At 62.9% G+C, this 25,822-nt stretch carries 28 protein-coding genes; 10 read left to right on the top strand and 18 right to left on the bottom strand.

Annotation, left to right across the window (positions count from 1 at the left end):
- Window positions 1-26: 26 nt before the first annotated feature.
- Genes PSH94_RS13580 through PSH94_RS13570 form a run of 3 tightly spaced genes read right to left on the bottom strand, consistent with a single transcriptional unit; the run spans window position 27 to window position 3,569 of the window.
- The gene (locus PSH94_RS13580) at window positions 27-974 is read right to left on the bottom strand and encodes a dihydrodipicolinate synthase family protein (RefSeq protein WP_181077774.1); all 948 of its coding nucleotides are present in this window, start codon (window positions 972-974) and stop codon (window positions 27-29) included.
- A 30-nt stretch (window positions 975-1,004) separates the two neighbouring features.
- A complete protein-coding gene (locus tag PSH94_RS13575) occupies window positions 1,005-1,931 on the bottom strand; it encodes a 4-hydroxyproline epimerase (protein WP_305434780.1) in 927 nt (308 codons plus the stop codon).
- 12 nt (window positions 1,932-1,943) lie between these two features.
- The gene (locus PSH94_RS13570; RefSeq protein WP_253507847.1) at window positions 1,944-3,569 is read right to left on the bottom strand and encodes an APC family permease; all 1,626 of its coding nucleotides are present in this window, start codon (window positions 3,567-3,569) and stop codon (window positions 1,944-1,946) included.
- Between the two features lie 184 nt (window positions 3,570-3,753).
- Between PSH94_RS13570 and PSH94_RS13565 the strand changes: the two genes are divergently transcribed.
- Window positions 3,754-4,542 (top strand): AraC family transcriptional regulator, encoded by a 789-nt coding sequence (locus tag PSH94_RS13565; protein ID WP_285428185.1) that lies wholly within the window; start codon window positions 3,754-3,756, stop codon window positions 4,540-4,542.
- Between the two features lie 75 nt (window positions 4,543-4,617).
- The gene (treS, locus tag PSH94_RS13560) at window positions 4,618-6,681 is read left to right on the top strand and encodes a maltose alpha-D-glucosyltransferase (protein ID WP_305434778.1); all 2,064 of its coding nucleotides are present in this window, start codon (window positions 4,618-4,620) and stop codon (window positions 6,679-6,681) included.
- Window positions 6,682-6,926: 245 nt separating this feature from the next.
- Here the strand turns inward: treS and PSH94_RS13555 are convergent, their stop codons facing one another.
- The gene (locus PSH94_RS13555; RefSeq protein ID WP_305434776.1) at window positions 6,927-8,546 is read right to left on the bottom strand and encodes a methyl-accepting chemotaxis protein; all 1,620 of its coding nucleotides are present in this window, start codon (window positions 8,544-8,546) and stop codon (window positions 6,927-6,929) included.
- A gap of 469 nt (window positions 8,547-9,015) precedes the next feature.
- Between PSH94_RS13555 and PSH94_RS13550 the strand changes: the two genes are divergently transcribed.
- The 4 genes from PSH94_RS13550 to PSH94_RS13535 are packed head-to-tail and all read left to right on the top strand — an operon-like array spanning window position 9,016 to window position 11,482.
- Window positions 9,016-9,762, top strand: a complete 747-nt coding sequence (locus tag PSH94_RS13550) for a response regulator (protein ID WP_305434774.1) — start codon at window positions 9,016-9,018, stop codon at window positions 9,760-9,762.
- Window positions 9,759-10,835: an ATP-binding protein gene (locus PSH94_RS13545; RefSeq protein WP_305434772.1), complete on the top strand. Its 1,077-nt coding sequence runs from the start codon at window positions 9,759-9,761 to the stop codon at window positions 10,833-10,835. Before PSH94_RS13550 ends, PSH94_RS13545 begins: the two co-directional genes overlap by 4 nt.
- Before the next feature lie 24 nt (window positions 10,836-10,859).
- On the top strand, window positions 10,860-11,069 hold the full coding sequence (locus PSH94_RS13540) for a hypothetical protein (RefSeq protein ID WP_266249482.1): 210 nt from the start codon (window positions 10,860-10,862) through the stop codon (window positions 11,067-11,069).
- 20 nt (window positions 11,070-11,089) lie between these two features.
- Window positions 11,090-11,482: a hypothetical protein gene (locus PSH94_RS13535; protein WP_181077759.1), complete on the top strand. Its 393-nt coding sequence runs from the start codon at window positions 11,090-11,092 to the stop codon at window positions 11,480-11,482.
- Here PSH94_RS13535 and PSH94_RS13530 read toward each other — a convergent pair.
- The 4 genes from PSH94_RS13530 to PSH94_RS13515 form a co-directional block, all read right to left on the bottom strand.
- Window positions 11,449-12,060 (bottom strand): LysE family transporter, encoded by a 612-nt coding sequence (locus PSH94_RS13530; protein WP_181077757.1) that lies wholly within the window; start codon window positions 12,058-12,060, stop codon window positions 11,449-11,451. The genes PSH94_RS13535 and PSH94_RS13530 overlap by 34 nt on opposite strands.
- 75 nt (window positions 12,061-12,135) lie before the next feature.
- Window positions 12,136-12,606 (bottom strand): arsenate reductase ArsC, encoded by a 471-nt coding sequence (locus tag PSH94_RS13525; protein ID WP_253507838.1) that lies wholly within the window; start codon window positions 12,604-12,606, stop codon window positions 12,136-12,138.
- A 12-nt stretch (window positions 12,607-12,618) separates the two neighbouring features.
- On the bottom strand, window positions 12,619-13,902 hold the full coding sequence (locus tag PSH94_RS13520; protein ID WP_253507835.1) for an arsenic transporter: 1,284 nt from the start codon (window positions 13,900-13,902) through the stop codon (window positions 12,619-12,621).
- 19 nt (window positions 13,903-13,921) lie between these two features.
- On the bottom strand, window positions 13,922-14,278 hold the full coding sequence (locus PSH94_RS13515; protein ID WP_253507831.1) for a metalloregulator ArsR/SmtB family transcription factor: 357 nt from the start codon (window positions 14,276-14,278) through the stop codon (window positions 13,922-13,924).
- A 175-nt stretch (window positions 14,279-14,453) separates the two neighbouring features.
- Between PSH94_RS13515 and PSH94_RS13510 the strand changes: the two genes are divergently transcribed.
- The 4 genes from PSH94_RS13510 (at window position 14,454) to PSH94_RS13495 (ending at window position 16,270) form a co-directional block, all read left to right on the top strand.
- Complete coding sequence (locus PSH94_RS13510; protein ID WP_005788169.1) at window positions 14,454-14,669, top strand: hypothetical protein; 216 nt, start codon at window positions 14,454-14,456, stop codon at window positions 14,667-14,669.
- 71 nt (window positions 14,670-14,740) lie between these two features.
- On the top strand, window positions 14,741-15,436 hold the full coding sequence (locus tag PSH94_RS13505) for an AzlC family ABC transporter permease (protein WP_253507827.1): 696 nt from the start codon (window positions 14,741-14,743) through the stop codon (window positions 15,434-15,436).
- Window positions 15,433-15,744 (top strand): AzlD domain-containing protein, encoded by a 312-nt coding sequence (locus PSH94_RS13500; RefSeq protein ID WP_253507824.1) that lies wholly within the window; start codon window positions 15,433-15,435, stop codon window positions 15,742-15,744. The genes PSH94_RS13505 and PSH94_RS13500 overlap by 4 nt, the downstream gene beginning before the upstream one ends.
- Window positions 15,745-15,916: 172 nt before the next feature.
- Window positions 15,917-16,270 carry a hypothetical protein gene (locus PSH94_RS13495; protein WP_253507821.1) on the top strand — a complete coding sequence of 118 codons (354 nt, stop codon included), beginning with the start codon at window positions 15,917-15,919 and terminating at the stop codon, window positions 16,268-16,270.
- A 145-nt stretch (window positions 16,271-16,415) separates the two neighbouring features.
- Here the strand turns inward: PSH94_RS13495 and PSH94_RS13490 are convergent, their stop codons facing one another.
- From PSH94_RS13490 to PSH94_RS13445, 10 genes are all read right to left on the bottom strand, one after another.
- Window positions 16,416-17,120, bottom strand: a complete 705-nt coding sequence (locus PSH94_RS13490; RefSeq protein ID WP_253507818.1) for a YoaK family protein — start codon at window positions 17,118-17,120, stop codon at window positions 16,416-16,418.
- Window positions 17,121-17,186: 66 nt separating this feature from the next.
- The gene (locus PSH94_RS13485) at window positions 17,187-18,809 is read right to left on the bottom strand and encodes an ABC-F family ATP-binding cassette domain-containing protein (protein WP_305434766.1); all 1,623 of its coding nucleotides are present in this window, start codon (window positions 18,807-18,809) and stop codon (window positions 17,187-17,189) included.
- A 123-nt stretch (window positions 18,810-18,932) separates the two neighbouring features.
- Window positions 18,933-19,982 carry a DNA topoisomerase IB gene (locus PSH94_RS13480; RefSeq protein WP_181077746.1) on the bottom strand — a complete coding sequence of 350 codons (1,050 nt, stop codon included), beginning with the start codon at window positions 19,980-19,982 and terminating at the stop codon, window positions 18,933-18,935.
- 78 nt (window positions 19,983-20,060) lie between these two features.
- Complete coding sequence (gene modC, locus PSH94_RS13475; RefSeq protein WP_266249471.1) at window positions 20,061-21,140, bottom strand: molybdenum ABC transporter ATP-binding protein; 1,080 nt, start codon at window positions 21,138-21,140, stop codon at window positions 20,061-20,063.
- A 5-nt stretch (window positions 21,141-21,145) separates the two neighbouring features.
- Window positions 21,146-21,826, bottom strand: coding sequence for a molybdate ABC transporter permease subunit (gene modB, locus PSH94_RS13470; protein ID WP_305434763.1), 681 nt, complete (start codon window positions 21,824-21,826; stop codon window positions 21,146-21,148).
- Entirely contained in the window at window positions 21,827-22,579 is a 753-nt protein-coding gene (modA, locus tag PSH94_RS13465) for a molybdate ABC transporter substrate-binding protein (RefSeq protein WP_266249469.1), read from the bottom strand.
- Between the two features lie 104 nt (window positions 22,580-22,683).
- The gene (locus PSH94_RS13460; protein ID WP_285428195.1) at window positions 22,684-23,742 is read right to left on the bottom strand and encodes a nitronate monooxygenase family protein; all 1,059 of its coding nucleotides are present in this window, start codon (window positions 23,740-23,742) and stop codon (window positions 22,684-22,686) included.
- 109 nt (window positions 23,743-23,851) lie between these two features.
- A complete protein-coding gene (gene ada / locus PSH94_RS13455; protein WP_305434760.1) occupies window positions 23,852-24,904 on the bottom strand; it encodes a bifunctional DNA-binding transcriptional regulator/O6-methylguanine-DNA methyltransferase Ada in 1,053 nt (350 codons plus the stop codon).
- Window positions 24,905-24,979: 75 nt separating this feature from the next.
- On the bottom strand, window positions 24,980-25,645 hold the full coding sequence (gene alkB, locus PSH94_RS13450; RefSeq protein WP_305434759.1) for a DNA oxidative demethylase AlkB: 666 nt from the start codon (window positions 25,643-25,645) through the stop codon (window positions 24,980-24,982).
- A gap of 4 nt (window positions 25,646-25,649) precedes the next feature.
- Window positions 25,650-25,817, bottom strand: coding sequence for a hypothetical protein (locus tag PSH94_RS13445; protein WP_305434758.1), 168 nt, complete (start codon window positions 25,815-25,817; stop codon window positions 25,650-25,652).
- Between the last annotated feature and the right edge of the window lie 5 nt (window positions 25,818-25,822).

Here is a 25,822-nt window from a genome sequence, read left to right as displayed (position 1 = left end):
TGCCGATCACGGCGGCGCGTGCGCACTCAGGCGCGGTTCTGCTCGGCCGACCAGTTGGCGTACCACTGGCGGAACAGTGCGAACTGCTGCTCGGCGTAACGCCGCTGAGCCTCGCTGAGCACGTCGGTCTCATTGAAGTGCAGGTCGTAGCCCTTGTCGCCGTTGAGCACCATCAGGTGCTTGTAATACAGCACCAGGTCGCAGCCCTCATCAAACGACGACAACACCGCCAGGGCGCTTTCCAGTTCGCGGGCCAGGCGCCGGGCCTTGGCATCGCCCTTGGCCGCCTGTTTGCTCAGCGCCACCAGGTGCAGCACTTCTCGTGGCAGCGCGTTGCCGATGCCGGTGATGGCGCCGGTGGCGTTACAGTTGACGAAGCCGTGCACCACCTGGGTGTCCACGCCCACCATCAGGGTCACACGGTCGTCCTGGGAAGTGATGTGTTCGGCGGCATAGCGCAGGTCCGCGCCACCGCCGAATTCCTTGAAGCCGATCAGGTTCGGGTGTTCGCGGCGCAGTTCGAAGAACAGCTCGGCGCGGGTGGCGAAGCCGTAGTAAGGGCTGTTATAGATCACGGCCGGCAACTCGGGCGCAGCCTTGAGGATTGCCGAGAAGTGCGCCTTCTGTGCGGTGGCGGATGCGCCACGCGACAACACGCGGGGAATCACCATCAGGCCGTGGGCGCCGACGTGGGCGGCGTGGGCGGCGTGAGCCACCGCTTCGCGGCTATTGACCGCACCCGTACCGACAATGGTCGGCACTCCAGCCGCCACTAGCCGCGCCACGCCTTCCTGGCGCTGGGCTTCGGTGAGCAACGGCCAGTCGCCCATGGAGCCGCAGTACACCACTGCGCTCATGCCGGCTTCGATCAGTTCGCGGCCTTTTGCGACCAGTGCGTCGAAGTCAGGTTGGCGCTGGGCGGTGCACGGGGTCATCAGGGCAGGGATGCAGCCGGTAAAAATGTTGTCGCTCATGGTTGTACTCCTTCAAGTCAAATGGGGGGCTCAAATGCCCCAGGCGAAAGGGTCTTGCTCGTCGATCAGCAGCACGCTGTCGGCGGTCATATAGGCGCGACCGGTGATAAAGGGGATGACGCGCTCGCCCTCCCACTCGTACTGGCCATTGAATTGGCTGCCGGTGATGCTGGCCTGGGTCCACACCTGGCCGGGCCTGAGTGTTCCATCGGCGGCCAGGCAAGCGAGTTTGGCGCTGGTGCCGGTGCCGCAGGGCGAGCGGTCGTAGGCCTTGCCGGGGCACATCACGAAGTTGCGACTGTCGGCGTGGGCGTCGTCGGCGAACAGCTCGACATGGTCGATCAATGCGCCGTCGGCACCGTGGATACCCTGGTTTTCCAGGGCCTTGAGCATCGCCCAGGTGTACTCGGTGAGAGCGTCGACGTTATCCATCTCCAAGGCCTTGCCATGTTCGCTGACCAGGAAAAACCAATTGCCACCCCAGGCGATATCGCCCTTGACCACGCCGTGGCCCGGCACGTCCACCGGCACCTGTTGGCGAAAGCGATAAGCCGGCACATTGCGCAGGGTCACCGCGCCGTCTTCGTGCAATGTCGCCGCTACCGGGCCTACCGGCGTGTCGATGGTGTGCACCCCCGGTGCGATACGCCCCAGGTGGTGCAGCGAGTTGACCAGGCCGATGGTGCCGTGGCCGCACATGCCCAGGTAGCCGGCGTTGTTGAAGAAGATCACGCCGCAGGTGGCGCCTGGCGTAACCGGCTCGCAATACAGCGCGCCGACCAGTACATCGTTACCACGCGGCTCCAGCAGGCAGGCGCGGCGCCATTGGTCATGCTCGCTGCGTAAGCACTCCAGCTGCGCGGCGATACTGGCGCCGGTCAGCGACGGGAAGCCGCTGAGTACCAGGCGCGTAGGTTCGCCGCCGGTGTGGGAGTCGATTACATGCAATCGTTTCATCAGTCGCTCCAATCAGTGCGTGGCCGGGGCCATTGCGGGTCGGCCTTGGTGCTCGTCGATCGTTTCGCTTTCATCGGCTTCTTGTTCCAGCCGCACCCGGTGCGCCGGCACGCCGGTGGCGGCGCCCCAGTAATAGATACCCAGCGCGCACGCCGCGACCACCAGCGTATCGAGCGGGTGACCGATGGCGCCGATGCCGCCGAAGGTGCCGAGTTTGGAGAGCAGGATCATCACCGCGTAGAAACCGATCAGCCACGCTGACGAACGCACTTGTTGCGCCAGATTGAGGTGCGCGGTCGGCACCCAGCGCGCGCAGAGCAGGTAGATCGCAAACATCAGGATTTGCAGGCCGAGCAGCCACGACACGGTGCTCCAGCCCGACCAGTACACGATCAGCGCGGCGATGATGAACGACACCGGGCCGAGCAAAGCCATGCCCTTGACCCGGAACGGCCGGGCCATTTGCGGTGCGTTGCGGCGCAGTGCGGCGACGGTCACCGGGGCCACGGCGTAGCTGAGGATCAGCGCGGCCGACACCACATTGATCAGCGCCTCCCAGGACGGAAACGGCAAGGTCCAGAACACCGACAGGCCAAAGGTCAGCCACAGCGCCGGGCGCGGGATGCCGGATTTTTCATCGATACGCGTGAAAATCCTGAAGAACGTGCCGGTCTGCGCCCAGCCATACACCACGCGCGGCGTGGCGTTCATGTAGATATTGCCGCAGCCGCTGGGGGAGATCACCGCATCGGCCACCACCAGGTACGCCAGCCAACCCACGCCCAAGGCCAGGGCAATGTCGCGATAGGGCAACGCCAGTTGCCGGCTGATCCCGGCCCAGCCATCGGCAAGCATCTCTGTGGGCACGCCGCCCAGGAATGCGGTTTGCAGCAGCACATAGATGGCGGTCGATAACAGCACCGAAAGGATCAACGCGATCGGGATGGTGCGCTGCGGGTTTTTCACTTCACTGGCCACCGAGATGATCGGCGTGAGGCCCAGGTACGCAAAGATCACCCCGCCGGCCGACACCGCCATCTCGATGCCCGACAGGCCGAATGGCGCAAAACCATGCACCTGGAAATTCGCCGGTTTGAAGAAACTGAACAACACGCCGATCACCAGCAGCGGCACGATGAACTTGAACACGCTCACCAGGTTGTTGGCGATGGCGAAGGTTTTGACGCTGCGGTAGTTGAGCACGAAGAACAGACACAGCAGCGCGAACTGCACCAGCCAGCCCAGGGTGGTGGGGTTGCTGGAGCCGGCCTGGGTCAGTTCCGGAAACCACGCCGCCGCATATTGACGCGACGCGACCACTTCAATCGCGACCAGACTGGAAAATGCGATCAGCGTGATAAACCCCATCAGGTAGCCCAGCAGCGGGCCGTGGGAGTACACCGGGTAGCGCACCACGCCGCCGGCGCGGGGCAGGGCGGCGCCCAGTTCGCAGTAGACGATGCCCAGCAGCAATACGGCGAAACCGCCGATCAACCAGGAAATAATGCCCGCCGGGCCCGCGATCGCGGACACATGGCTGGCTGCGAACAGCCAGCCCGAACCGAAGATGGCCCCCAACCCGATAAAGGTAAGGTCCATCAGTGAGAGCTGTTTCTTGAACTTGCCTTGGCCTGACATAGCGGCGCCTTCTTGTGAGTTATTGGAGAGGCATGCAGGGCTCTACAGTGAACTCACCGGCGCGCCGGGGATTGATGTTTTGCGCCGCCATCGATGACGAAATCGGCATAATTTGCCTGGCTCGACAGTGCGTCGGGCATCGGGCAATCTGCTACGCGTCCAAGGCGCCGCCGGAGAGATGACCATGCTGCACAGTGCATTTGCGAGCCTTTGCCAGGGCGATGCGGCCAGTCGCCCCGACAGCCTCGAACAATTGGTGAGCGCTGCCGCACAGCTGTTGCCGATGCTCGACGTGATCCCCAACGCCGCGATCTTTATCAAGGATGTTCAGGCGCGCTATGCCCTGGCCAACCGCACGCTGGTGCAGCGCTGCGGCCTCAGGCAGCTGCGACCGCTGCTGGGCAAGACCAGCGCCGAAGTGTTCCCCGCGCAGCTGGGGCCGGGGTATACCGAACAGGATCGACGGGTGCTGGAAGACGGGTTGGTGCTGGAAGACCAGCTGGAGCTGCACCTGTACGGCAGTCGCGAACCGGGCTGGTGCCTGACTCATAAATGGCCGCTGTACAACCGGGCCGGTGCGATCATCGGCCTGGCCGGCATTTCGGTTGACCTGCAATCGGCCAGCGAAACCCATCCGGCCTACCAGCGCCTGGCCGCCGTCGATGAGCATATCCGCCGCCACTTCAGCCGACGTGTCACCCTGGGCGAACTGACGCGCATCGCCGGCATCTCCGTGGCCCAGCTGGAGCGCTACTGCAAGCGGGTGTTCAACCTGACGCCGCGCCAGATGATCCAGAAAGTCCGCCTGGAACACGCACACCGCCTGCTGCACAGCGAGCTGCCCATTACTGAGGTGGCCTTGCAGTGCGGCTATACCGACCACAGCGCATTCACGCGGCAGTTCAAGGCGTCCACCGGGTTTACGCCACGCCAGTATCGACAGGCGACGGGGGGAGGGCCCGCGTTGGCGTGATTGCGATGCAACGAATGGCGCCCGTGCCCCTCATATGCTTACGAGCCACTTTTTACGACGACAGGTATCAAGCTTATGACGGCGGCGGACAACACCCATGTGAACTGGCTGGTAGAACAATCGATGCTGCACGCGGCGCGTCAGCGCGCCAAGCTCTATTCGGGGCAAGGTCGGTTGTGGCAACAGCCCTATGCACAGACCCGGCCGCGCGATGCCTCAGCCCTCTCATCGGTCTGGTTCACCGCATACCCGGCCTCGATCGTCACCCGCGAAGGCGGTACGGTGCTGGAGGCACTGGGGGATGAGAGCCTGTGGCATGCACTGTCGAAAATCGGTATCCAGGGCATCCACAATGGCCCGCTGAAAAAATCCGGAGGCCTGAACGGTACGCAGCACACGCCGACCATCGACGGCAACTTCGACCGCATCAGTTTCGAGATCGACCCGCAATTGGGCACCGAGGCGCAGTTGCAGGCGCTGACGCGCATGGCCGCGGCGCATAACGCGGTGATCATCGATGACGTCATCCCGTCCCACACCGGTAAGGGCGCGGACTTTCGCCTGGCCGAGATGGCTTACGAAGACTACCCCGGCCTCTACCACATGGTAGAAATCCGCGAAGAAGACTGGCCGCTGCTGCCCGAGGTGGCGGCGGGGCGTGATGCGCAGAACCTCAGCCCGTTGCAGGTGGATGCCCTGCGCGACAAGCACTACATCGTCGGCCAGCTACAACGGGTGATCTTCTTTGAGCCCGGCGTCAAGGAAACCGACTGGAGCGCCACGCCGGTGGTGGTGGGCGTCGACGGCAAGCCACGCCGCTGGGTGTACCTGCATTACTTCAAGGAAGGCCAGCCGTCGCTCAACTGGCTGGACCCATCGTTTGCCGCGCAGCAGATGATCATCGGCGATGCGTTGCACGCTATCGACGTGATGGGCGCCAAGATCCTGCGCCTGGACGCCAACGGTTTTCTCGGCGTGGAGCGCAAGCCTGAGGGCGGCGCGTGGTCCGAGAGCCACCCGCTGTCGATTACCGGTAACCAGCTGATCGGCGGCGCGATTCGCAAGGCCGGCGGCTTCAGCTTCCAGGAGCTGAACCTCACCGTGGATGACATCGCTTCCATGTCCCACGGCGGCGCCGACCTGTCCTATGACTTCATCACCCGGCCGGCTTACCAGCACGCGCTGTTGATGGGCGATGCCGAATTCCTGCGCCTGATGCTGCGGGAAATGCACCGCCAGGGCATCGACCCCGGTTCGTTGATCCACGCATTGCAGAACCACGATGAATTGACCCTGGAGCTGGTGCACTTCTGGACCCTGCATGCCCACGACAGCTTCCTCTACCAGGGCCAGACCTTCCCCGGCAACATTCTGCGCGAGCACATCCGTGAGCAGATGTACGAGCGCCTGACCGGCGAGCACGCGCCCTACAACCTCAAGTTCGTCACCAACGGCGTGTCCTGCACCACCGTCAGTATCATCACGGCGGCACTGGGCATTCGTGACCTGGAGGCCATCACGGCGGCGGATATTCAGCAGATCCAGCAGATCCATCTGTTGCTGGTGATGTACAACGCGATGCAGCCTGGGGTGTTTGCGTTGTCCGGCTGGGATCTGGTGGGCGCGCTGCCGCTGGCGGCCGATGAGGTTGCGCACCTGATGCAGGACGGCGATACCCGCTGGATTCATCGCGGCGCTTACGATCTGGTGGAATTGAACCCGGACGCGCAACTGTCCGCAGGCCAGATGCCGCGTTCGAGAAGCCTGTATGGCAGCCTGAACCACCAGTTGCAGGACCCGCAATCGTTCGCCTCGCAACTGCAGAAAATCCTCGCGGTGCGCCGCGCCTATGACATTGCCGCCAGCCGCCAGATCCTGGTGCCGGACGTAGAACACCCTGGCCTTTTGATCATGGTCCACGAACTGCCTGCCGGTAAGGGCACGCAGATCACCGCGCTGAACTTCGGCGCCACGCCCATCACCGAAACCCTGCACCTGCCCAACATCGCACCCGGCCCGGTGGTGGACATCATCAATGAACGGGTCGAAGGCGATCTGACCGAGGACGGCGCGTTTACCATCACCCTGGATGCTTACGAGGGCCTGGCGCTCCGGGTGGTCAGCAGCACGCCGATGTAGGGGAGAGGGGCGGTGCGACGATTCGACTTGCCCCCGATAGCAGTGGGTCAGTCAGCCCATTTGCCACTGACACACCGTCATCGGGGGCAAGCCCCCTCCCACTGTTGATAGTCATCGCCTGGGCTGGATCATCTGAACCCTTAACTGAATGGCATTAGGGCAAGCCCCTCCCACATTCCCGCTCACCACAAAAAATGCCCCAATGGGCCCGCAGGCGCCGGGCCGATGGGGTCTTCCTGACGGCATCAGACCACGAAGCGATTGACCAGCTGGTTCAGGTTCGCCGCCAGCTTCGACATCTCGCCGCAAGCGCTGGCGGTCTGGCTGGCGCCGGCGGCGCTTTGGGTCGCGAGCTCGCGGATGCTCACCAGGTTACGGTCCACCTCACGCGCCACATGGGACTGTTCTTCCGAGGCGGTGGCGATCAACATGTTGCGTTCGTTGATCTGGATGATTGCCGCCGCAATCTGGTCCAGCGAGCTGCTGGCTTCCTGCGCCACGCCGAGGGATTCAGTGGCCAGTTCCTTGCTGGTGCCCATGGCCGTGACCGCGTCGTCGGATTCGTTCTGGATCGCCGCGATCATCTGCTCGATCTCCTGAGTCGACACCTGGGTACGGTGCGCCAGCGCGCGGACTTCATCGGCAACCACGGCAAAACCGCGGCCTTGCTCACCGGCTCGTGCAGCCTCGATGGCGGCGTTAAGGGCCAGCAGGTTGGTCTGCTCGGCAATTGCGCGGATCACTTCCACCACTTTGCTGATGCCTTGGGCGCGGTTCGACAGGCCCTGAATCTGCTCGCTGGTGTTGTCCACGTTGCCGGAGAGTTTCTCGATGGAGCGCAGCGTCTGCGTGACGCGCTGCAGGCCGACTTCGGTAAAGCCCTGGCTGCGCTTGGATTCCTGGGCGGCGGATTCGGCGTTGCGCGCCACTTCATCCACCGCCGCGCTCATTTCGGTGACCGCCGTGGCGGCCTGGTTCACTTCATCGTTCTGCGACACCAGGCCGCGACTGGACTGTTCGGTGACGGCGGTCATCTCTTCGGAAGCCGAGGCCAACTGAGCGGACGAATCGGAAATCTGCAGGATGGTGTTGCGCAGGTTGGTCTGCATCTGCGACAACGCTTTCAACAGCCGGCCCGCTTCGTCCGTACCGTGCACGCTGACCTCCTTGGACAGGTCGCTGTTGGCGATACGCTCGGCCACCGACAGCGCATCGCCAATGGGCGAGGTGATGCTGCGGGTCAGCAGGAACGCGAGGCCGGCGGTCATCGCCATCACCAGCACGATCAGCGCAATCACCAGCCAGGTGCCGGTGGTGAAGGTGTCCGTGGCGGCTTGCCCGGCTTTCTCTGCACCCTCGTTGTTGTAGTCGGTGAGGGCCTTGATCTCGCCTTCCATGGCGTTGGTCAGTGGGCGAATGCCATTGGCGACCAATTGGACGATGGCGCCCGTGTCACCTTGCTTGAGCAACGGTTCAAGGGCGTCCAGCTGTTTGGAGTAAGCGTCAGCCGAGGCCTTGGCGGTTTGAAAGAGCGTCCGTTCCTGATCGCCGGAAATAAGCGGTTCATAGCCGGAGAACGCATCGGCGAAGGCCTTACGGTAGCCGGGGAAGTCAGCCACGGTTTTCTGGATTGTCTGAGGGTCGGCCACGGCTCGCTGGGTTTCCAGACGCAGGCGCAGCACTGTGGCGTTCATCATCGCGGTTTGCCGGATGCTCGCCATCCAATTGAGCTCCACATCCTTCTCTGCGTCGCGCAACTTGCCCATCTGCAGAATGGCGATCACGCCAAGTACCAGGACCAGGACGATGATCGCGGAAAAAAACAGCGCGGCACGGGGAGCGAGATTCAGGTTTCTCAGGCGCATGGGGCGTACTCATAGGGATGGAAAGCAGGCAGGTCATAAACCGTATCGGCCACGCGATACAAAGTTGAAGGCAAGGAGACGACCGGTAGAAGGGGGAGTGTAGTCGGGAAATCGAGCGATCAACCCACCACCGGTGCGCGATCCCAGGTGGCGGGTGCAGGTATCGCCGTCACGTTCTATGATGGCGTCAGCCGCCGCACCAGGACACGGCACCATGAACCACATTGAGCATTTCACACGCTTGGCGACGTACAACCAGTGGAACCTTGCTGGCCCAGGCCGGGCAGGATGTCGGCGACACCGATCTGTTGGCACTGATCGACTGAACCCAGTGCGCAAATAGACCCGCCTCTCCATCGTTTCTCCATAAAACCTCCCATGAAAGCGCATGCTCGTGGTGCACAGTAGCCTTCGTCGCCCTTGCTAATTAGCCATACTGCGACGACCGAACAGCACCCCCGAGCCGACCATGACTGAAGCACACCTGATTTCGACGCCACCTGGGTTCGCCGATAAACCCCAGGCCCTGATATTGATCGCCGAAGACGAACCCGAAATCGCCGATATCCTGACGGCCTACCTCAAGCGCAGCGGCTTTCAGACCGCGCATGCGCTGGATGGGCGGCGTGCGCTTGAACTGCATCAATCCCTCAAGCCCGACCTGGTGCTGCTGGACGTGCTGATGCCGAAACTCGATGGCTGGATGGTACTGGCCGAGATCCGTCACCGTGGCAATACCCCGGTGATCATGCTGACCGCCCAGGACCAGGACATGGACAAGCTGATGGGGCTGCGCATCGGTGCCGACGACTACATCGTCAAACCATTCAACCCGGCCGAAGTGGTCGCCAGGACCCAGGCGGTCCTGCGCCGTTCCCGCGACCAGGGCTACGGCAGCGGGCAAAGCGTACTGCGCGTGGATGCCTTTGAAATCGATGTCGACAGCCATGAGGTCAGCGTGCGGATCGGCACCCAAAATCACGCGCTGAGCCTGACAGCGACAGAATTCCGGTTGCTGGCGCAGTTGGCCAAAGCGCCCAGGCGCGTGTTCAGTCGTGCCGAGTTGCTCGCTTCGTGTTCGCCCGAGAGCGATAGTCTGGAACGTACGGTCGACAGCCATATCAGCAAACTGCGGCGCAAAATCGAAGACCTGGGCCTGCAAGGCGTTCCGGCGAGCATTCGTGGTGTGGGTTACCGCTTCGGGAGCCATGCATGAGAATCGCCAACAGCTTGAGCCGGCAGATCATTCTGTCGATGTCCGCCGTGGTGCTCTGTGTGATTGCCCTGGCGGTCGTCGGCTCCTATGTGTTTTACGCGCTGCTGTGGACGTTCTGGCCACCCACCGACATTGATGTGGATGAGTGGCTGCCCACTGGCGTGGAATGGGCCTGGATGGCATTGATCACGGCGATTGGCCTGGCCGTGGGTGCGGTGGTAGCGATCAAATTGTCCCGGCGCATTCTGATGCCCCTGAACTCGGTGGCGGCCAGCCTTCGCCGCCTCGCCGATGGCGACCTGGACGCCCGCGCGACGGCGTCCGACCGCTCATTGGCCGAGGCCACCTTGCTGGTGGATGACTTCAACAGCATGGCCGCACGGCTCAAGCGCATGGCGCAGGAACAGTCGTTCTGGAACGCCGCGATTGCCCATGAACTGCGCACCCCGTTGACCATCCTGCGTGGCCGTCTGCAAGGGTTGGCCGAAGGTGTCTTCCCCCCGGACCAAGCGCAGTTCTACAGCCTGCTCGGCCAAGTGGAAGGCTTGGCGCGGCTGATCGAAGACCTGCGGGTCGTAGGCCTGGCCGACAACGGCTACCTCGACGTGCAGATCCAACGAGCCGACCTGGCCGATGAGATCGAAGCAGACGCTCGCCTGTTCGAACCGGGCCTGCAAGCATGCGGATTCACCCTGCACATGGAGTTGCTCAGGCAACCGGTGCACTGCGACCCGGCCCGTATTCGCCAGGCGTTGCTGGCCATGCTCGACAACCTCAAGCGGCATGCGAACCCGGGCATCGTCACGGTGCGCCTGAGCAGTCAGGACGGCATCAATACCTTGAGCGTCGCGGATGAGGGCCCAGGCATTGATGAAACATTCGCCGCGCATATCTTTGAGCCGTTCCAGCGCGGGGAAAGTTCACGCTCCCGTGCCCAGGGCGGCAGCGGCCTGGGGCTGGCCGTGGTGCGCGCGATTGCCCTGGCCCATGAAGGCCGCGTGACCTGCCGCAACCTGACGCAGGGCGGCAGCCTGTTCGAACTGACGTGGCCAGAGCAACTGGTCGCTATCTGAAACCCAACCGCTTCAGGTGCAGGCATGCGCTTCTCCGTTTTCGGATTCAAGGGCGTTCAACGCTATCGCCACTTCGCCTTGCTGGACACACAAGGGCGCTGTATCGCTTTGAAGAGCTGCGAAGGGATGCCGCGCAATGGCGATTGGGTGCAAGTCAACGCCATCAATCCGGCCTGGCTGAACCGTGCGCTGCCTGCGCGGGCGCTGGCCGAGCCCGCGACATCACCTTTGTAAGTCACGTACGGACTGCACGCATGTCTACCTCTATTCGCCACCGCAACGCGCTCGACCTGACGCAGTTGGAAGACTCCATAAAGCGCTGCAGCGCCAAACTCAGGAAGCTGCAGCGCTTCTGGATTCCCCTGCAAAAACACGCACCGCGCCTGGTGTTGTCGCTGTGGATCATCGGGGTTGTGGCTTCGCTGTTTACCCAGTGCTACTACCACTGGCTGTTCATGGCGCCGGCCATTTGCGTGTTGATCGTCCTGGAGATGGTGATCGAAGAAGTGCAGACCGACCTGTTATTGATGACCGCCGAGACGCGCTACTTGATTGACCTCGCGCGCGGCCTGTATGCCGGCCAAGCTGCCGGCGCGCCAGCCACGGCGAAAACTCATAGGCCCCGGGCGGCGAGTATCGCCAGATAGATCAGTACCAGGCCGCAGGCAGCGTAACTGACGCGCTGCCAGACCGGTGAAGCATTCTGGCGCAGCAGATTGACCAACGCGGCGGTGAGGAAGCACGACAGCACCGAGGCGAGCATGAAACCGGCAAAAAACATCAGCGTCTGGCCATGGCTCGGCGTGGCGCCGACGATGCCCGACAAGGCGCTGCCCAGCGCACCCCAGTACACAATGTTTTTCGGGTTGGCCAACGAGATTGCCGCGCCCACCGCCAGCGCATTCTGCCCGGAGCCGGCAGGGGCATTGTCTGCTGCCGGCAAGCGCCAGGCATCCAGCAGGCTGCGCGCACCGAGCCAGGCCAGGTACAGCGCGCAGACCGCCGTCAATGGCACGCGCACGGCATCGTGCTGCATCAGCAGGGCGATGCCGGTGAGGCCAATGACTGCCCATACCGCATCGCCCACCAGTGAACCTACCTGCACCAGCAGTGCCGGCCTGAAGCCGTGCAGCAAACCTCGGCGCAGGGTCTCGGCCAGCACGGCGCCAGGAGACAGGCAGAACACAAAACCAAATACCAGCGCGGAGAAAAAAATCGTCAACATGCGTGCCCAGCCTCCTCCATGTCTGTCAGGTCGGGCGCGGAGCGAAAAGCCCGGACCGACCGATGTGCCACGCGTTTATAACTGCCCGATGCGTTCCAGTTCAACCTTTAACTCAGCCGGGCACAGGCGTTCGAACGGCAATGCAAAAAACGCCCGGCAGCGACTTTCGATGGTTTCCAGAGTGGCGTTGAAGGCGGCGTCGAGGCGCGCGTCGTCACCTTCGACGTCGGACGGATCCTCCAGGCCCCAATGCGCTTTCATCGCCGGGCCGAAGTACACCGGGCAGGCTTCACCGGCCGCCTTGTCGCACACGGTGATCACCAGGTCCGGCGGGCTGCCTTCGAAGGCGTCGTTACCTTTGCTGTACAACCCCTCGGTGCTGATTCCGGCGGCCTGCAGGGTACTGAGGCTGCGGGGCAGCACCTGGCCCTTGGGAAAGCTGCCGGAGCTGACCGCTTCGAAGCCTTGCGGCGCCAGGTGGTTGAACACCGCTTCGGACAGGATGCTGCGACAGCTGTTGGCGGTACACATGAACAGGACTTTCATCAAATGCTTCCTTCAGACACTCAGGCGCAGGGCGAGGGCGGCGAGGGTGATCAACAGCACCGGCAGGGTCAGCACGATGCCGACCTTGAAGTAATAACCCCAGGTGATGGTGATGCCTTTGCGCGCCAGGATATGCAGCCACAGCAACGTGGCGAGGCTGCCGATAGGCGTAATTTTAGGGCCCAGGTCACTGCCGATCACATTGGCATAGACCATGGCGTCCTTGACCACGCCCACCGCATGGCTCGATTCGATGGACAGCGCGCCGATCAGTACTGTCGGCAGGTTATTCATCACCGACGACAGCAGCGCGGTCAGCAGCCCGGTGCCCATGCTCGCGCCCCAGATACCGTAGGTGGCGAAGGTATCGAGCCAGGTCGCCAGGTAGGTGGTGAGGCCCGCGTTACGCAGGCCGTACACCACAAGGTACATGCCCAGGGAAAAGATCACGATCTGCCAGGGCGCTTCTTTGAGTACTTTGCGCGTGGAAATTTTATGGCCCTTGGCGGCGATCACCAGCAGGAGCACGGCGCACACGGCGGAAATTGCACTGATGGGAATGCCCAGCGGTTCCAGGGCGAAACAGCCGATCAGCAGAATTCCCAGTACCCACCAGCCGGCGCGGAACGTGGCGCGGTCGTGGATCGCACTGGCGGGTTCATCCAGGTCGGCCGGGTCGTAGGCCTGTGGGATATCGCGGCGGAAAAACCACAGCAGCACCGCCAGGGTGGCTGCCACACTGACCAGGTTGACCGGCACCATCACCGCTGCGTATTGGTTGAAGCCGATCTTGAAATAGTCGGCCGAGACGATATTCACCAGGTTCGAGACCACCAGCGGCAGGCTCGCCGTGTCGGCAATAAAACCCGCGCCCATCACGAACGCCAGGGTGGCCGCCGGCGAAAAGCGCAGCGCCAGCAACATCGACATCACGATGGGCGTCAGGATCAGCGCCGCGCCGTCATTGGCAAACAGCGCCGACACCAGCGCGCCGAGCAGCACCATATAGGCAAACAGCCGCCGTCCGCGGCCACGCCCCCAGCGCGCCACATGCAGGGCGGCCCAGGCGAAGAAACCGGCCTCATCGAGCAGCAGGCTGATGATGATCAAGGCGACAAACGTGCCGGTCGCATTCCAGATGATGTGCCACACCACCGGAATATCCGCCAGGCTGATGACGCCGCAGGCCAGCGCCAGGATCGCACCGAGGCTGGCGCTCCAGCCGACGCCCAGGCCCTTGGGCTGCCAGATAACCAAAACAATCGTGACCAGAAAAATGGCAATTGCGACAAGCATGAATAAACGCTCCGATGGCTCAGCAGCAGGTGCTGGCCCGTTGTGGTCTGTCGCCCATTGCACCCAGACGCAGCGCGTCGCTGTGCAACCATGGCTGGTTGGCTTGCAAAGTGATGTCCAGTACCTGATGTGCCCAATCGGGCAATGCCGGGTTGATGCGGTAATAGATCCATTGACCCTGACGACGATCCACCAATACGCCGCAACTGCGCAGTTGTGCGAGGTGGCGGGAGATTTTCGGCTGGCTGTCGCCCAGAGCATGGATCAGTTCGCACACGCAAAGTTCGCCTTCGCGCAGGATCAACAGCGTCAGGCGTACACGGGTAGGGTCGGCCAGGCATTTGAACAGGGCTGGCGGCGAAAAGAGGTCGGGCATGGTTCCGGCTCCTGTATAGGGTTATGCGAATATACGTATTTCCATATATTTCTGTCAAAACTTGTATTGATTGACCTGGATCAAAGACCTGGAAATCCGCCACAAGTGTCTGAAATTAAAATGAAACATGAATGTCCTAAAGTGCCTGCCCATTGCTGATGAAGGAAGACCCCGCGTGACCCGAGCAACCCGCAACCTGCGCAAGACCCTGGATTCCGTCGCGGAAAATAACGAAACCGCAGCGTTTGATCTGATGCGCGCCGTTGAAAAACTCGGCGACGAGGTGCTGCGTCAGCGCTTGCTCAACACCATTCATCGCCTCAACCAGGACGCCTACGAATTGCGCGAAGCGCGCGACTCGGTGGAGCAGGTTTCGGTCAGGCTCGCCTGAGCAAGATCGTTCAAGACACGCTTCAACTCGTTCAGGCATGCTTGGCGACTGTCTGTCGATGAGCCGTTTCTATGCCTGCCGCCTTGCCTTATCACGCTTTTGCCCGCGGTGCGATCGCCGTTCTGCCGTTATCCCTGGCCTGCGCTCCCTGGGGGCTGCTCGCCGGCTCCATGGCCATCGACGCGCAATTGACCCCACTGCAAGCCCAGGGCCTGTCGGCCATTGTGTTCGCCGGTGCCGCGCAGCTGGTGGCTATCGGGATGGTCAAAAGTGGCGCCAGCCTGATATCGATTGTGCTCACTACCTTGCTGTTGACTTCGCAACATTTGCTCTACGGCATGCACCTGCGGCCGGTGCTTTCACCGTTGAATACACGCTGGCGTTTGAGCCTGGGCTTTTTGCTCACCGATGAATTTTTCGCGCTGGTCAGCCACTACGACCGCCAGACGTTCAATCGCTGGTACGCCCTCGGCGTGGGGCTGAGCTTTTACATCATCTGGAACCTGTTCACCCTGGCCGGCATTGTGCTCGGCAAAAGCATTCCGGGGCTTGATCAACTGGGGCTGGAGTTTTCGATCGCTGCCACCTTCATCGCGTTGATTACCCCGGTGGTGCGCGACGTACCGACGGTGGTGTGCGTGGCGGTAGCATTGCTGTGTTCGGTGTGGCTGAGTTTTCTACACTGGGAATCGGCGGTGGTGATGTCGGGCCTGCTGGGCATGAGCGCTGGGTTTATCTGCAAGCGATTGGGAGTCGGGCAACCATGATTTACCTGATGATTGTGACCATGGGCCTGGCGGTGTTCTTCAACCGCTACCTGTTTATCGAACCGCGCCTGCCGGTACGCCTTAACCGTGGCGCGCGGGAGTTCCTGGGATTTGCGGTGCCCGGCATGCTCACGGCGATCTGCGGACCGATTATTTTCCTGACCGACCATCAGCTCAACCTCAGCCCGACCAACCCGTATCTGCTCGCAGGCCTCTGCGCGGTGGGATTGATGTTCTGGACGCGCAACGTGTTGATCACAGTGCTGCTGAGCATGGCGGTGTTCTATCTGTTTCGCTGGTGGCTCTGAAACGCAGTCGAAAAAAAGCCCGCGGGAGGGCGGGCGGAAGGAAGACTTCAAAAAAATGAGCACGGCCAGTGTAGGCGGCGAAAGCAGGTTTTACCGTGAAACAAAGTTCATGCAAGCGTCAGGCAGGTACGCGGCAATGGTAGAGTCGCGTTTTTTTCAAGGAAGTGATGGCATGCGGAACGTGGTGATTGGCGCATTGGCGCTGGCGGTACTGGCCGGCTGCGCGGGCTCGAAGATGAAAGAGGCGCGCGCCGGCACGCCTTACAAGACCCTGGCGTCTGACAAAGCCACGCTGGTGGTGGCTGAATGCGTGCAGTTCGGCTGGCAGGATGAAAGCGTGTTCGGTGTCGACGCCGGCGGCTTCAAGGAACCGACCGGGTCGGGTGGCTTCACCGTGTACACCACCGCGGGCGATTACTTCGTCGACATCCAGAGTGCGGGCGCCGGTTCCAGCATCAAGTACTACGCCGCCGAAGACAACATGCCGGCCAAGCGTCGTCTGGCTGCGCTGGCGACCTGTCTGTAATCCCTTGCCTTAGCGATCTTCGGAAATGCCCGGCGGGACAGCGCTCGGGCATTGCCTTATGATTCACCTCGCTCGCCCGGGGTGATGGCTCTTTACCAGTACACGGACGTCGAGGTCGACACGCCGGGCGAGCATCCTTTTCTGTTCAACGCGGCATGTAGCCCAAGTGCCAACGCCGTGGAATCTTCAGCGACACCAAACCCAACACGGCCGCCAGGGCGCCGCTGACCCACAGCGCGCGCAACCCCATATGATGCTCCAGTACCGCCCCGATCACCGCACCGACAAACATGCCGGCCCACGGCACCAGTTGCACGCGCCAGCCGTCGCGGCGCTCGCCCAGTAACCAGCGGCCCAGGCCGCGACCGAACCGCGACAGCGCACCGGTCACGTAGGTCAAGCCCACCGGCAAGCCGTTCACTTCTTCGACCGCCGCATTGAGCATGCCCATGGCCACGATTGCCGCCAACAGCGCGGGTAACAGGTCCTCGAAGGGCCAGAACGCGCCGCAGCACAACAGCGCGGCGATATACAGCAGGAGGGGCAGGGCGTGGCGCCGGCTCAGTCGGCTGACCACAATGCCCAGCGCGTTCCCCAGAATGAACGTGGCAACCAGCAACAGCAGACGCCCGGTCAGGCTGTGGTCGCCCGCGCCGATGGCCACTGCCAGGCGCGTGGTATTGCCGCTCATGAACGAAACAAAATCGCCGCTGGCCATAAAGCCTATGGCATCGGTCATCCCCGCCAGCACCGAAAGGCTGGCCACCAGCATCATGCCGACGCGCCCGCGCCATCGGCGTCGTTGGGCCAAAGCGGCATTGGCGTAAGGCTTGCGGGGCAGCGGCAGCATGGGCGGGGCCTCGGTGAGATTATCCGGCCACTACGGTAGGGCGCTTTGCGCCCGCGCGCAATGACGTCAGGCAGTTTGCAGGCGCCAGCCCGAAGGCGTCCAACTCAGATGATGGGTGGGGCCGATAGCCTGGATAAACGCCGGATCATGGGACACCACCACCATCGCTCCGGCAAACCCCTGCAACGCCTGCTCGAAGGCAATGACCGACGCCAGGTCCAGGTGGTTGGTAGGCTCGTCCAGCAACAGCAATTGCGCCGGGACGTCACGCCACATGGCAATCGCCATCGCGGCCTTCAAACGCTCACCACCGCTGAGCTGTGCGACCGGTTGGGTCACGCGCACCGCGTCCAACTGCAGCAAGGCCAGGCGCGTGCGCAGTTCGCCTTCGACCAGTGGCGTGTCGAGCAGGTTGAGGTGCTCGATTACCGAGCGTTGTTCGTCCAGAAAGCCCAGGTGCTGGTCGATGCAGGCCGCTGGCAGCGGCACGCGACACTCTCCGCTGACCGGTTGCCACTGGCCCGCCAGCACTTTGAGCAAGGTGGATTTACCGCAACCGTTAGGCCCTTGCACGGCCACCCGCGCCGGGCCCATCAAGCTGAGGGTCAGCGCCGGGGTATCCAGCCACGGTAAGCACACATCGACCAGCTTCAGCACCAGGCGCCCCTTGGGCACCGCCGAATCCGGCAAGGCCAGTAAGGTCGGGGGCTGTTGCGCCACGCCCTCATGGGCCTGGCGCACCTGATGGTCCAGTTGCTGTTTACGCGCATGTTGATCGCTGCGCACGCTGCTGACCACTTCACGGGCTGTGCTTTTCCAGCGGGCCTGGGTAAACCGGTCCACATTGGCGCTTTGCGCGTGTTTGTGGGCACGGGCAGCCTTGCGTTGCAGCGTGTCGTGGTCCTTTTGCAGACGACGGCGCTCGCGCGTGCGCTCCAGGCGCGAATGGTCCAAAGCGGCAATCGCAGCGTGCTGCTCGATGTCGCGCTGTCGTCGATAGGCTTCGTAGTTACCACCGTAGACCTTGGGGCCCAGAGGGGACAGTTCGATGATTCGTGCCAGGGTATTGAGCAGCGCCCGGTCATGACTGACGACCACCAAGCCGCCGCGCCACTGGCCCAGGGCCTGGAGCAGCCAGGCGCGCCCGCTGCTGTCGAGGTGGTTGGTGGGTTCGTCGAGCACCAGCAACTCGGGCGTGGTCAGGAACGCGCTGATCAACGCCACCCGCGCCAGTTGGCCGCCACTGAGTTGATCGGCCGGCGATTCGAGCGTCAGTGATGCCAGGCCCGCCTCATCCAGCGCCGTACGCAGGCGCTCGGCAAGATCCCAGCGGTCGTCGATCAGCTCAAGGTCGTCGACACGCGCCGCGCCTGCGGCCATGCGTTGCAATGCTTCCAGGGCCGGGGCGCTGCCGGTGAGATCGGCGACGCTGGCGCCGGGCGTAACCACCACGTTTTGCGGAACGAAGGCCACGCTGGCCGATCGTGTGATGGCGCCGGATGACGGCGCGAGCACTCCGGCGATCAGTTGGGCGAGGAGGCTTTTGCCGCTGCCGTTGCGGCCCACAATGCCGGTGGACGTGTGATCGATGGACAAGTTCAGGTCGTCCAGCAGGGTTTCGCCATTGGCGAACTGGAAGGTTACGTGTTGCAGGGAGATCAATGCGGGCAGCCGTGTGACGTGAGTCATCAGCACCTCCATAAAAATGTCGAACAGGCCAACAAGCGCGCCAGGCGCTGGTTGCGGATACATTTTGGAAGGCTTAGTGGTTCACGTCGGCGGTCGTCCCGAGGGTCAGAAGGGAGACAGAGCCTAACCCGCCTTGGCGTTCTGCGGCAAGTCAGCGGCCAGGCGTTCGAGGAACATCGCCAGAGCGACTTCTTCGGCTTTCAGGCCCTTGCGCACCCGCGGCTTGGGCAGCTTCGACAATTCCCCCAGGCTGAAATGCTCAAGTACGGCCGGGTGGATATAGCACTTGCGGCACACCGCCGGGGTATTACCCAACTGCTTGGCGACATCCTTGACCATCGACACGACATGCCGCTTGGCATCGGATTCGGGCTGCCACTGCAATTCGCGCAGCACTGCCAGCGCCATGGCGGTGCCAGCCCACGTGCGATAATCCTTGGCAGTAAAATCCTCACCCGTGAGGCTGTGCAGGTAGGCATTCACATCATGAGAACTGACCGTGTGGCGCTCACCGTCCTCGTCCAGGTACTGGAACAGATTCTGCCCCGGCAATTCCATGCAGCGTTTCACCACGCTGGCCAGGCGTCGATCCTTGACGCTCACCTGATGCTCCACGCCGCTCTTGCCGCGAAACTGGAACTGAATCTCGCTGCCCTTGACGTCCACATGTCGGTTGCGCAGCGTGGTCAGGCCGTAGGATTTATTATCGCGCGCGTACTGGGTATTGCCGACGCGGATCAGCGTGGCGTCCAGCAGCATCACCACGGTAGCCAGGACTTTTTCGCGGGTGAATCCGGGTTCGGCCAGTTGCGCTTCCAATTGCTTGCGCAGTTTTGGCAAGGCGTTGCCGAAGGCCTGCAGACGCGCATATTTGTCGCTGTCGCGCACTTCGCGCCAGCGCGTGTGGTAGCGGTATTGCTTGCGTCCGCGGGCATCGCGGCCGGTGGCTTGCAGATGACCGCGCGGATCGGCGCAGATCCATACATCGGTGTAGGCCGGTGGCACCGCCAGGGCGTTGAGACGCTTGATCTCGTCGGCATCGGTGATGCGCTCGCCCTTGGGGTTGAAGTACTGGAATTTGCCGCGCACTTTTTTGCGGCGGATGCCGGGCTGGGTGTCATCAACGTAATGCAGGTCGCGGGGCAGGTCGGCGGGCAGCGCGGAGTCGGGCATGGCTCAGGTTCCTTGGCAATCAATCAGGCCGGTATGTCTGATTGACCGCAGCCGTGTGCGGACGTGCTAAAAGGTTTGCTAGGCCAGCACCGCCACGGCTTTGATCTGCGCCCACAGCCCTTTTCCGGGATGCAGCTGCAACTGGTCGCGGGAAAAACGCGTGATGCGCGCCAACAGCGGCGTGCCGTCAGCGTCCAGGCGCACCAGCACGTGGGCACTGTTATCCGCAGCGACCTCCTCGATCACAGTGACCGGCAGGCGGTTGAGGATGCTGCTGGGTTCCTCGGCCTGCAGGCTGAGGCTGACGTCCCGCGCCTGCACCTTGACCCGCAGCGCCTTGCCAATGTCCAGCGGCGCGTGGGCCACGCGCACGGTCAACGCGCTGCCCGGCAACTGCAGCGTGAGCAACTGGTAGTGGGCATCGTAGGCATTGACCACACCATTGATCACCACGCCGGCGTCATCACCGCGCGCCAGCGGCAGATCCAGGCGCGCCAGTGTGTCGCCAATGGGGCCGCAGGCCAAGGCTTTGCCTTCGCTGAGCAGCACGATGTGGTCAGCCAGGCGCGCGACTTCGTCCTGTGCATGGCTGACATACAGCACCGGAATCTCCAGCTCGTCGTGCAGGCGTTCCAGGTACGGCAGGATCTCGCTTTTGCGCTGGCTGTCGAGGGCCGCGAGGGGCTCGTCCATCAACAGTAAGCGGGGGCTGGTGAGCAGTGCGCGGGCGATGCCGATGCGCTGGCGCTCGCCGCCGGACAGGTGCTGGGGCCGGCGTTCGAGCAGATGGCCGATGCCCAGCAGCTCGGTGGCCTGGGCCATGTCCACCTGCCGTTGTGCGCGCGGCGTGCGCTTGAGGCCGAATTCCAGATTGGCGCGCACCGATAAATGCGCGAACAGGCTAGCTTCCTGGAACACGTACCCTAACGCGCGTTGGTGCGGCGGCATGAACACCCCGCTGCGGCTGTCCTGCCAGACCTCGTCGTTGATCCGGATTAAGCCATTCCTGGCCCGTTCCAGACCGGCGATGCAGCGCAGGCAGGTGGTCTTGCCGGAGCCTGAATGCCCGTACAACGCGGTGACGCCACGGCCGGGCAGTTGCAGGTCCACATCGAGGGCAAAGCCGGAATACCGCAAGTGCAGGCGTATCTCCATCATCGACATCAGCTCCAGCCCAGTCTGGTTTTGCGGCTGGAGTAGAGCACCAGCAACACAAAAAACGCGAACACTACCATGGCGCCCGCCAGCCAATGGGCCTGGGCATATTCCATGGCTTCGACATGGTCGTAGATCTGCACCGAGACCACGCGGGTCTTGTCCGGGATATTGCCGCCGATCATCAGCACCACGCCGAACTCACCGACAGTGTGGGCAAAGCCCAGGATGGACGCGGTGATAAAACCCGGGCGCGCCAGGGGCAGGATCACGCTGAAGAACGTGTCCCAAGGTCCGGCGCGCAGTGTCGCCGCGACTTCCAAAGGCCGCGTGCCGATGGCCGAAAAGGCGTTCTGCAACGGCTGCACCACAAATGGCATGGAGTAGATCACCGAACCGATGACCAGGCCGGTGAAGCTGAACGTGAGGGTGCCCAGGCCCAACCACTGCGTGAGCTGGCCGAAATAGCCGTTGGGACCCATGGTCAGCAGCAGGTAGAAACCAATGACCGTCGGCGGCAGCACCAGCGGCAGGGCGACGATCGCGCCCACGGGGCCGCGCCACCAGGAGCGCGTGCGCGACAGCCACAGGGCAATCGGAGTGCCGATGACCAGCAGGATCACGGTGGTCAGTGTCGCGAGTTTGACGGTCAACCAGATCGCGGAAAAATCGGCACTCGATAGGGGCATTTACAGCTCGTAACCGTAGGATTTGATAACGGCAGCGGCTTTCGGCCCTTTGAGGTATTCGACCAGCGCTTTGGCTGCGGCGCTGTCTTTGCCTTTGTTAAGGATCACCGCGTCCTGCTTGATGGGGTCGTGCAAGGACGCGGGGACAATCCAGGCCGAACCGCTGGTGACTTTGCCGTCTTTATAGATCTGCGACAAGGCCACGAAACCCAGCTCGGCGTTGCCGGTGGAAACGAACTGATAGGCCTGGGTAATGTTCTGGCCTTCGACGAGCTTGTCCTTGAGCTGTTCGCTCAGACCCTGCTTGGCCAGGACCTGAGTGGCGGCCAGGCCATAAGGCGCGGCTTTCGGGTTGGCGATGGACAAATGTTTGAACTGGTTGCGCTTTAACACCTCACCGCCTGCGTCGACATAACCGGCCTGGGCCGACCACAGCGCGAGGGTGCCCACGGCGTAAGTGAAGCGCGAACCTTTGACGGTATCGCCTTCGTTTTCGAGCTTCTGCGGGGTGGTGTCGTCGGCGCTGAGGAATACTTGGAATGGCGCGCCGTTCTTGATCTGAGTGTAGAACTGCCCAGTGGCACCGTAGGACGCGACCAGTTTATGCCCGGTGTCCTGCTCGAAACCGGTGGCAATCGCCTGGATCGGCGCGGTGAAGTTGGCGGCCACCGCCACCTGCACTTCATCGGCGTGGGCCGCGCCGAAAACGAGGGCGCTAGCCAGGACGGCCAGACGTGAGGCATGAATCAGCATGAAGCAGCTCCTTGGTATGCACGGCATGGGTTAATCGCTATGTACGCGAATATATAGCGCTCGACCACTGCCGGTACAGTGCAACGTTGCCGCAACAGCCTGGGTTATCTGAGCCTGGCCAGCGCCTGCTCGGCCAATTGGCGCGTCAGCTCGTAAGTGCCAATGTCGCGGCCCAGCCGTAACGCCTGGCCCGACCACAGGTTGCTGAAACCGCCCTCATCCCTGGCCTTGAGCGGCATCAGCGCGCCGCCGGCCCGGGGAAACGCAGGCGCTGCCGGGTTCATTGCGCCCAGTTCGCGCATGACTCGGTTGACGATGCCCCGCGCCGGGCGTCCGGTGAACAGGTTGGTCAACGCAGTTTCGCTGGCCTGGGCATGGCGCAGCGCGTGGTGATGAGCCGCGCTCACGTTGGCTTCGGGGGTAAACAGGTATGCCGTGCCGATCTGCACCGCCGAAGCACCGAGGGCGAACGCCGCGACGATACCTCGCGCATCGCCAATACCGCCGGCGGCGATCACCGGCACGGTGACCGCGTCGACGATCTGCGGCACCAACGCCATCAGGCCGATCTGGGTGTTGAGGTCATCACTGAGGAACATGCCACGATGACCGCCAGCCTCGATGCCCATGGCGATGATTGCATCGCAGCCGTTGGCCTGCAGCCAGATGGCTTCTTCGACGGTGGTGGCCGACGACAGCACCTTGGCTCCGGTGGCCTTGACCCGATCCAGCAGGGCTTTTTCCGGCAGCCCGAAGTGAAAGCTGACGACCTCGGGGCGGAACGCTTCCACCACCTGGCAGGCCTCGTCGTTGAACGGCGCGCGGTTGGACACCGGAGTCGGCGCCTCGAAATCGACACCCAGTTCGCGGTAATAGGGTTGCAGCAATGCCTTCCAGTGGTGGTCGCGGGCGTCGTCCGGGACCGGTGGCTGATGGCAGAAGAAATTCACGTTGATCGGACGGCTGCTGGCCGCGCGCAGAGTGCGCAGGTCTTCGCGCAGTTGTTCGATGCTCAGCGTGGCGGCGGGCAATGAGCCCAACGCTCCCGCCTGGTTGGCGGCAATGACCATGGCGGGCGTGGTGCCTACGGCCATGGGCGCCTGGATGATGGGTAACTCGATGCCGAGCAAGTCGAGAATACGGGTGTCAGGCCAGGTGCTCATGGGTGGGTCTCCAGCGAAGGTCAGGGGTTTCGCTGTTTTTAGCAGGGCGTATTGCACGCGGCCAGTCTGTTTTATTCACTGGACGCAGCGGACATTTCGTGCAGCTCTGTCAGCCTTCGTTGTTACGCTCGCGCTCCAGCAACGCCTGCTTGCGCGCAACGCCCCAACGATAGCCTGACAGCTCACCATCGCTGCGCACCACGCGATGGCAGGGGATTGCCACCGCCAGACGGTTGGCGCCGCACGCCTGGGCCACCGCGCGATATGACTTGGGGGCCCCGATCCGCTCGGCGATCTGTGCATAGCTGGCCGTGCTGCCCACGGGGATATCGCGCAAGGCTTGCCACACGCGCTGCTCGAATGCAGTGCCGCGCACATCCAGCGGCAGGTCGAGGCCCAGCGCGGGCGCTTCGATAAAGCCGACGACCTGGGCAACCCACTGCTCGAAACTCGAGTCGGCGCCGACCAGCTCGGCCTTGGGAAACTGGTCCTGCAGGTTGCGCACCAGGGTGTCCGGGTCGTCCCCGAGCAGGATCGCACACACGCCACGGTTGCTGCGCGCGACCAGGATCGCGCCCAGCGAACACTGACCTACCGCGAACCGAATGACGTTGTGGGCACCGCCGGCTTTATAGTCGCTGGCGGTCATGCCGAGCAGTTGGTCGGCTGACTCGTAAAAGCGACTGCTGGAATTGAAGCCCGCGTCATAAAGGGCGGCCGTGACCGAGTGTTGACCTTTGAGCCCATTGCGCACTTTGCGAGAGCGATGCGCGGTGGCGTAACCCTTGGGCGTCAGGCCGGTCACCGCCTTGAACACCCGGTGAAAATGATAAGGGCTCAGGCCGGACTGGGCCGCGAGGGAGGCCAGGGACGGCGGCGCAACGCTCTGTTCGATGAGGCGACACGCATCGGCCACCAATTGCGCATGGTGCGCGGCGCGTTGCGTCTGGTCGCCGGCCGCGCGTCGGCTGGCCCGATAACCGGCGGCCTCGGCCTGCGCCGGGGTGTCAAAGAACTCGATATTTTCCAGGCGCGGCAGTCGTGACGCGCTGCTGGGGCGGCAATACACGCCGGTGGTTTTGACGCCGTAGACAAACAGTCCGTCGGCGCTGGCATCACGGGCCAGGACAGCGGCCCAACGAGGGTCTTGTTCAGTCAGCATGGTCGGCACTCTTGACGGCTTTATGGCAGATTAGCCGTGCCGCGACGGCCTGACACCCCGAAGCTTGCGGTCAAATCAACCGGCGGTGCGCAGGGTCAGGTTGATGCGTTGCGGGCCCATCACCGGGTGCACGCCTTCCTTGATCGGCATGACCCCGTGAAAGCGCAGGCGGTCCACGCCACCCCACACCACCACATCGCCATGGAACAGCGAGATTTTCTGCGGCTTGTCCGATCGTGCGTGGCCGCCGAACAGGAAGATCGCCGGCAGGCCCAACGATACCGATACCACCGGTGCGCCGTAGTCGCGCTCGTTTTTGTCCTGATGCAGCGACATCTTGGCTCCGGGGACATAGCGGTTGATCAGGCAGGCGTCCGGAGCAAAGTCGGCGAAACCGGCGTCTGCCGCTGCCTGGACCGCCAATTCGCGCAAGGCATCGGGCAAGGCCGGCCAGGGTTGCTGGCTGCGCGGGTCCAGGTGCGAGTACCGATAGCCGGAGGCGTCCGTGGTCCAGCCCAACTCGCCGCAACTGGTCAACGCCGCCGACATGGTAAAGCCACCCGGCGTGACCATTTGCCGAAAGGGGGCTTGGGCCAGCACGTGCCGCAGTTCGGGCAGAAGGCGCTCAATCCAGGGCAGGGCATAGCCCCTTAGCACGTAGGACTGTTCACCGATCTGCTCGCGCCCGTTGGGCTGTTGCAGCGCGTCTTCGGCGAACAGGTCAGAAGTGGGACCGGACATGGTCTTACAGCGCCTTGCTCACGCTGATGTCGGTGATGCGATCATTCTCATCGTGAATTTTCGCCAAGACTTGCTTGGCTTCTTCCAAGTCGTCGCTGTGCAGGCGGGCAAACTCGAAACGACGCTCGTCGTTGAGTTTGTACTTGATCACGTATTTGGTGGTGGCGGTCACGGCTA

This window comes from Pseudomonas sp. FP2254 (genome assembly GCF_030687695.1).
In the GTDB taxonomy this organism is placed as follows: domain Bacteria; phylum Pseudomonadota; class Gammaproteobacteria; order Pseudomonadales; family Pseudomonadaceae; genus Aquipseudomonas; species Aquipseudomonas quebecensis.
This window is presented reverse-complemented; position numbering and strand designations above follow the sequence as displayed.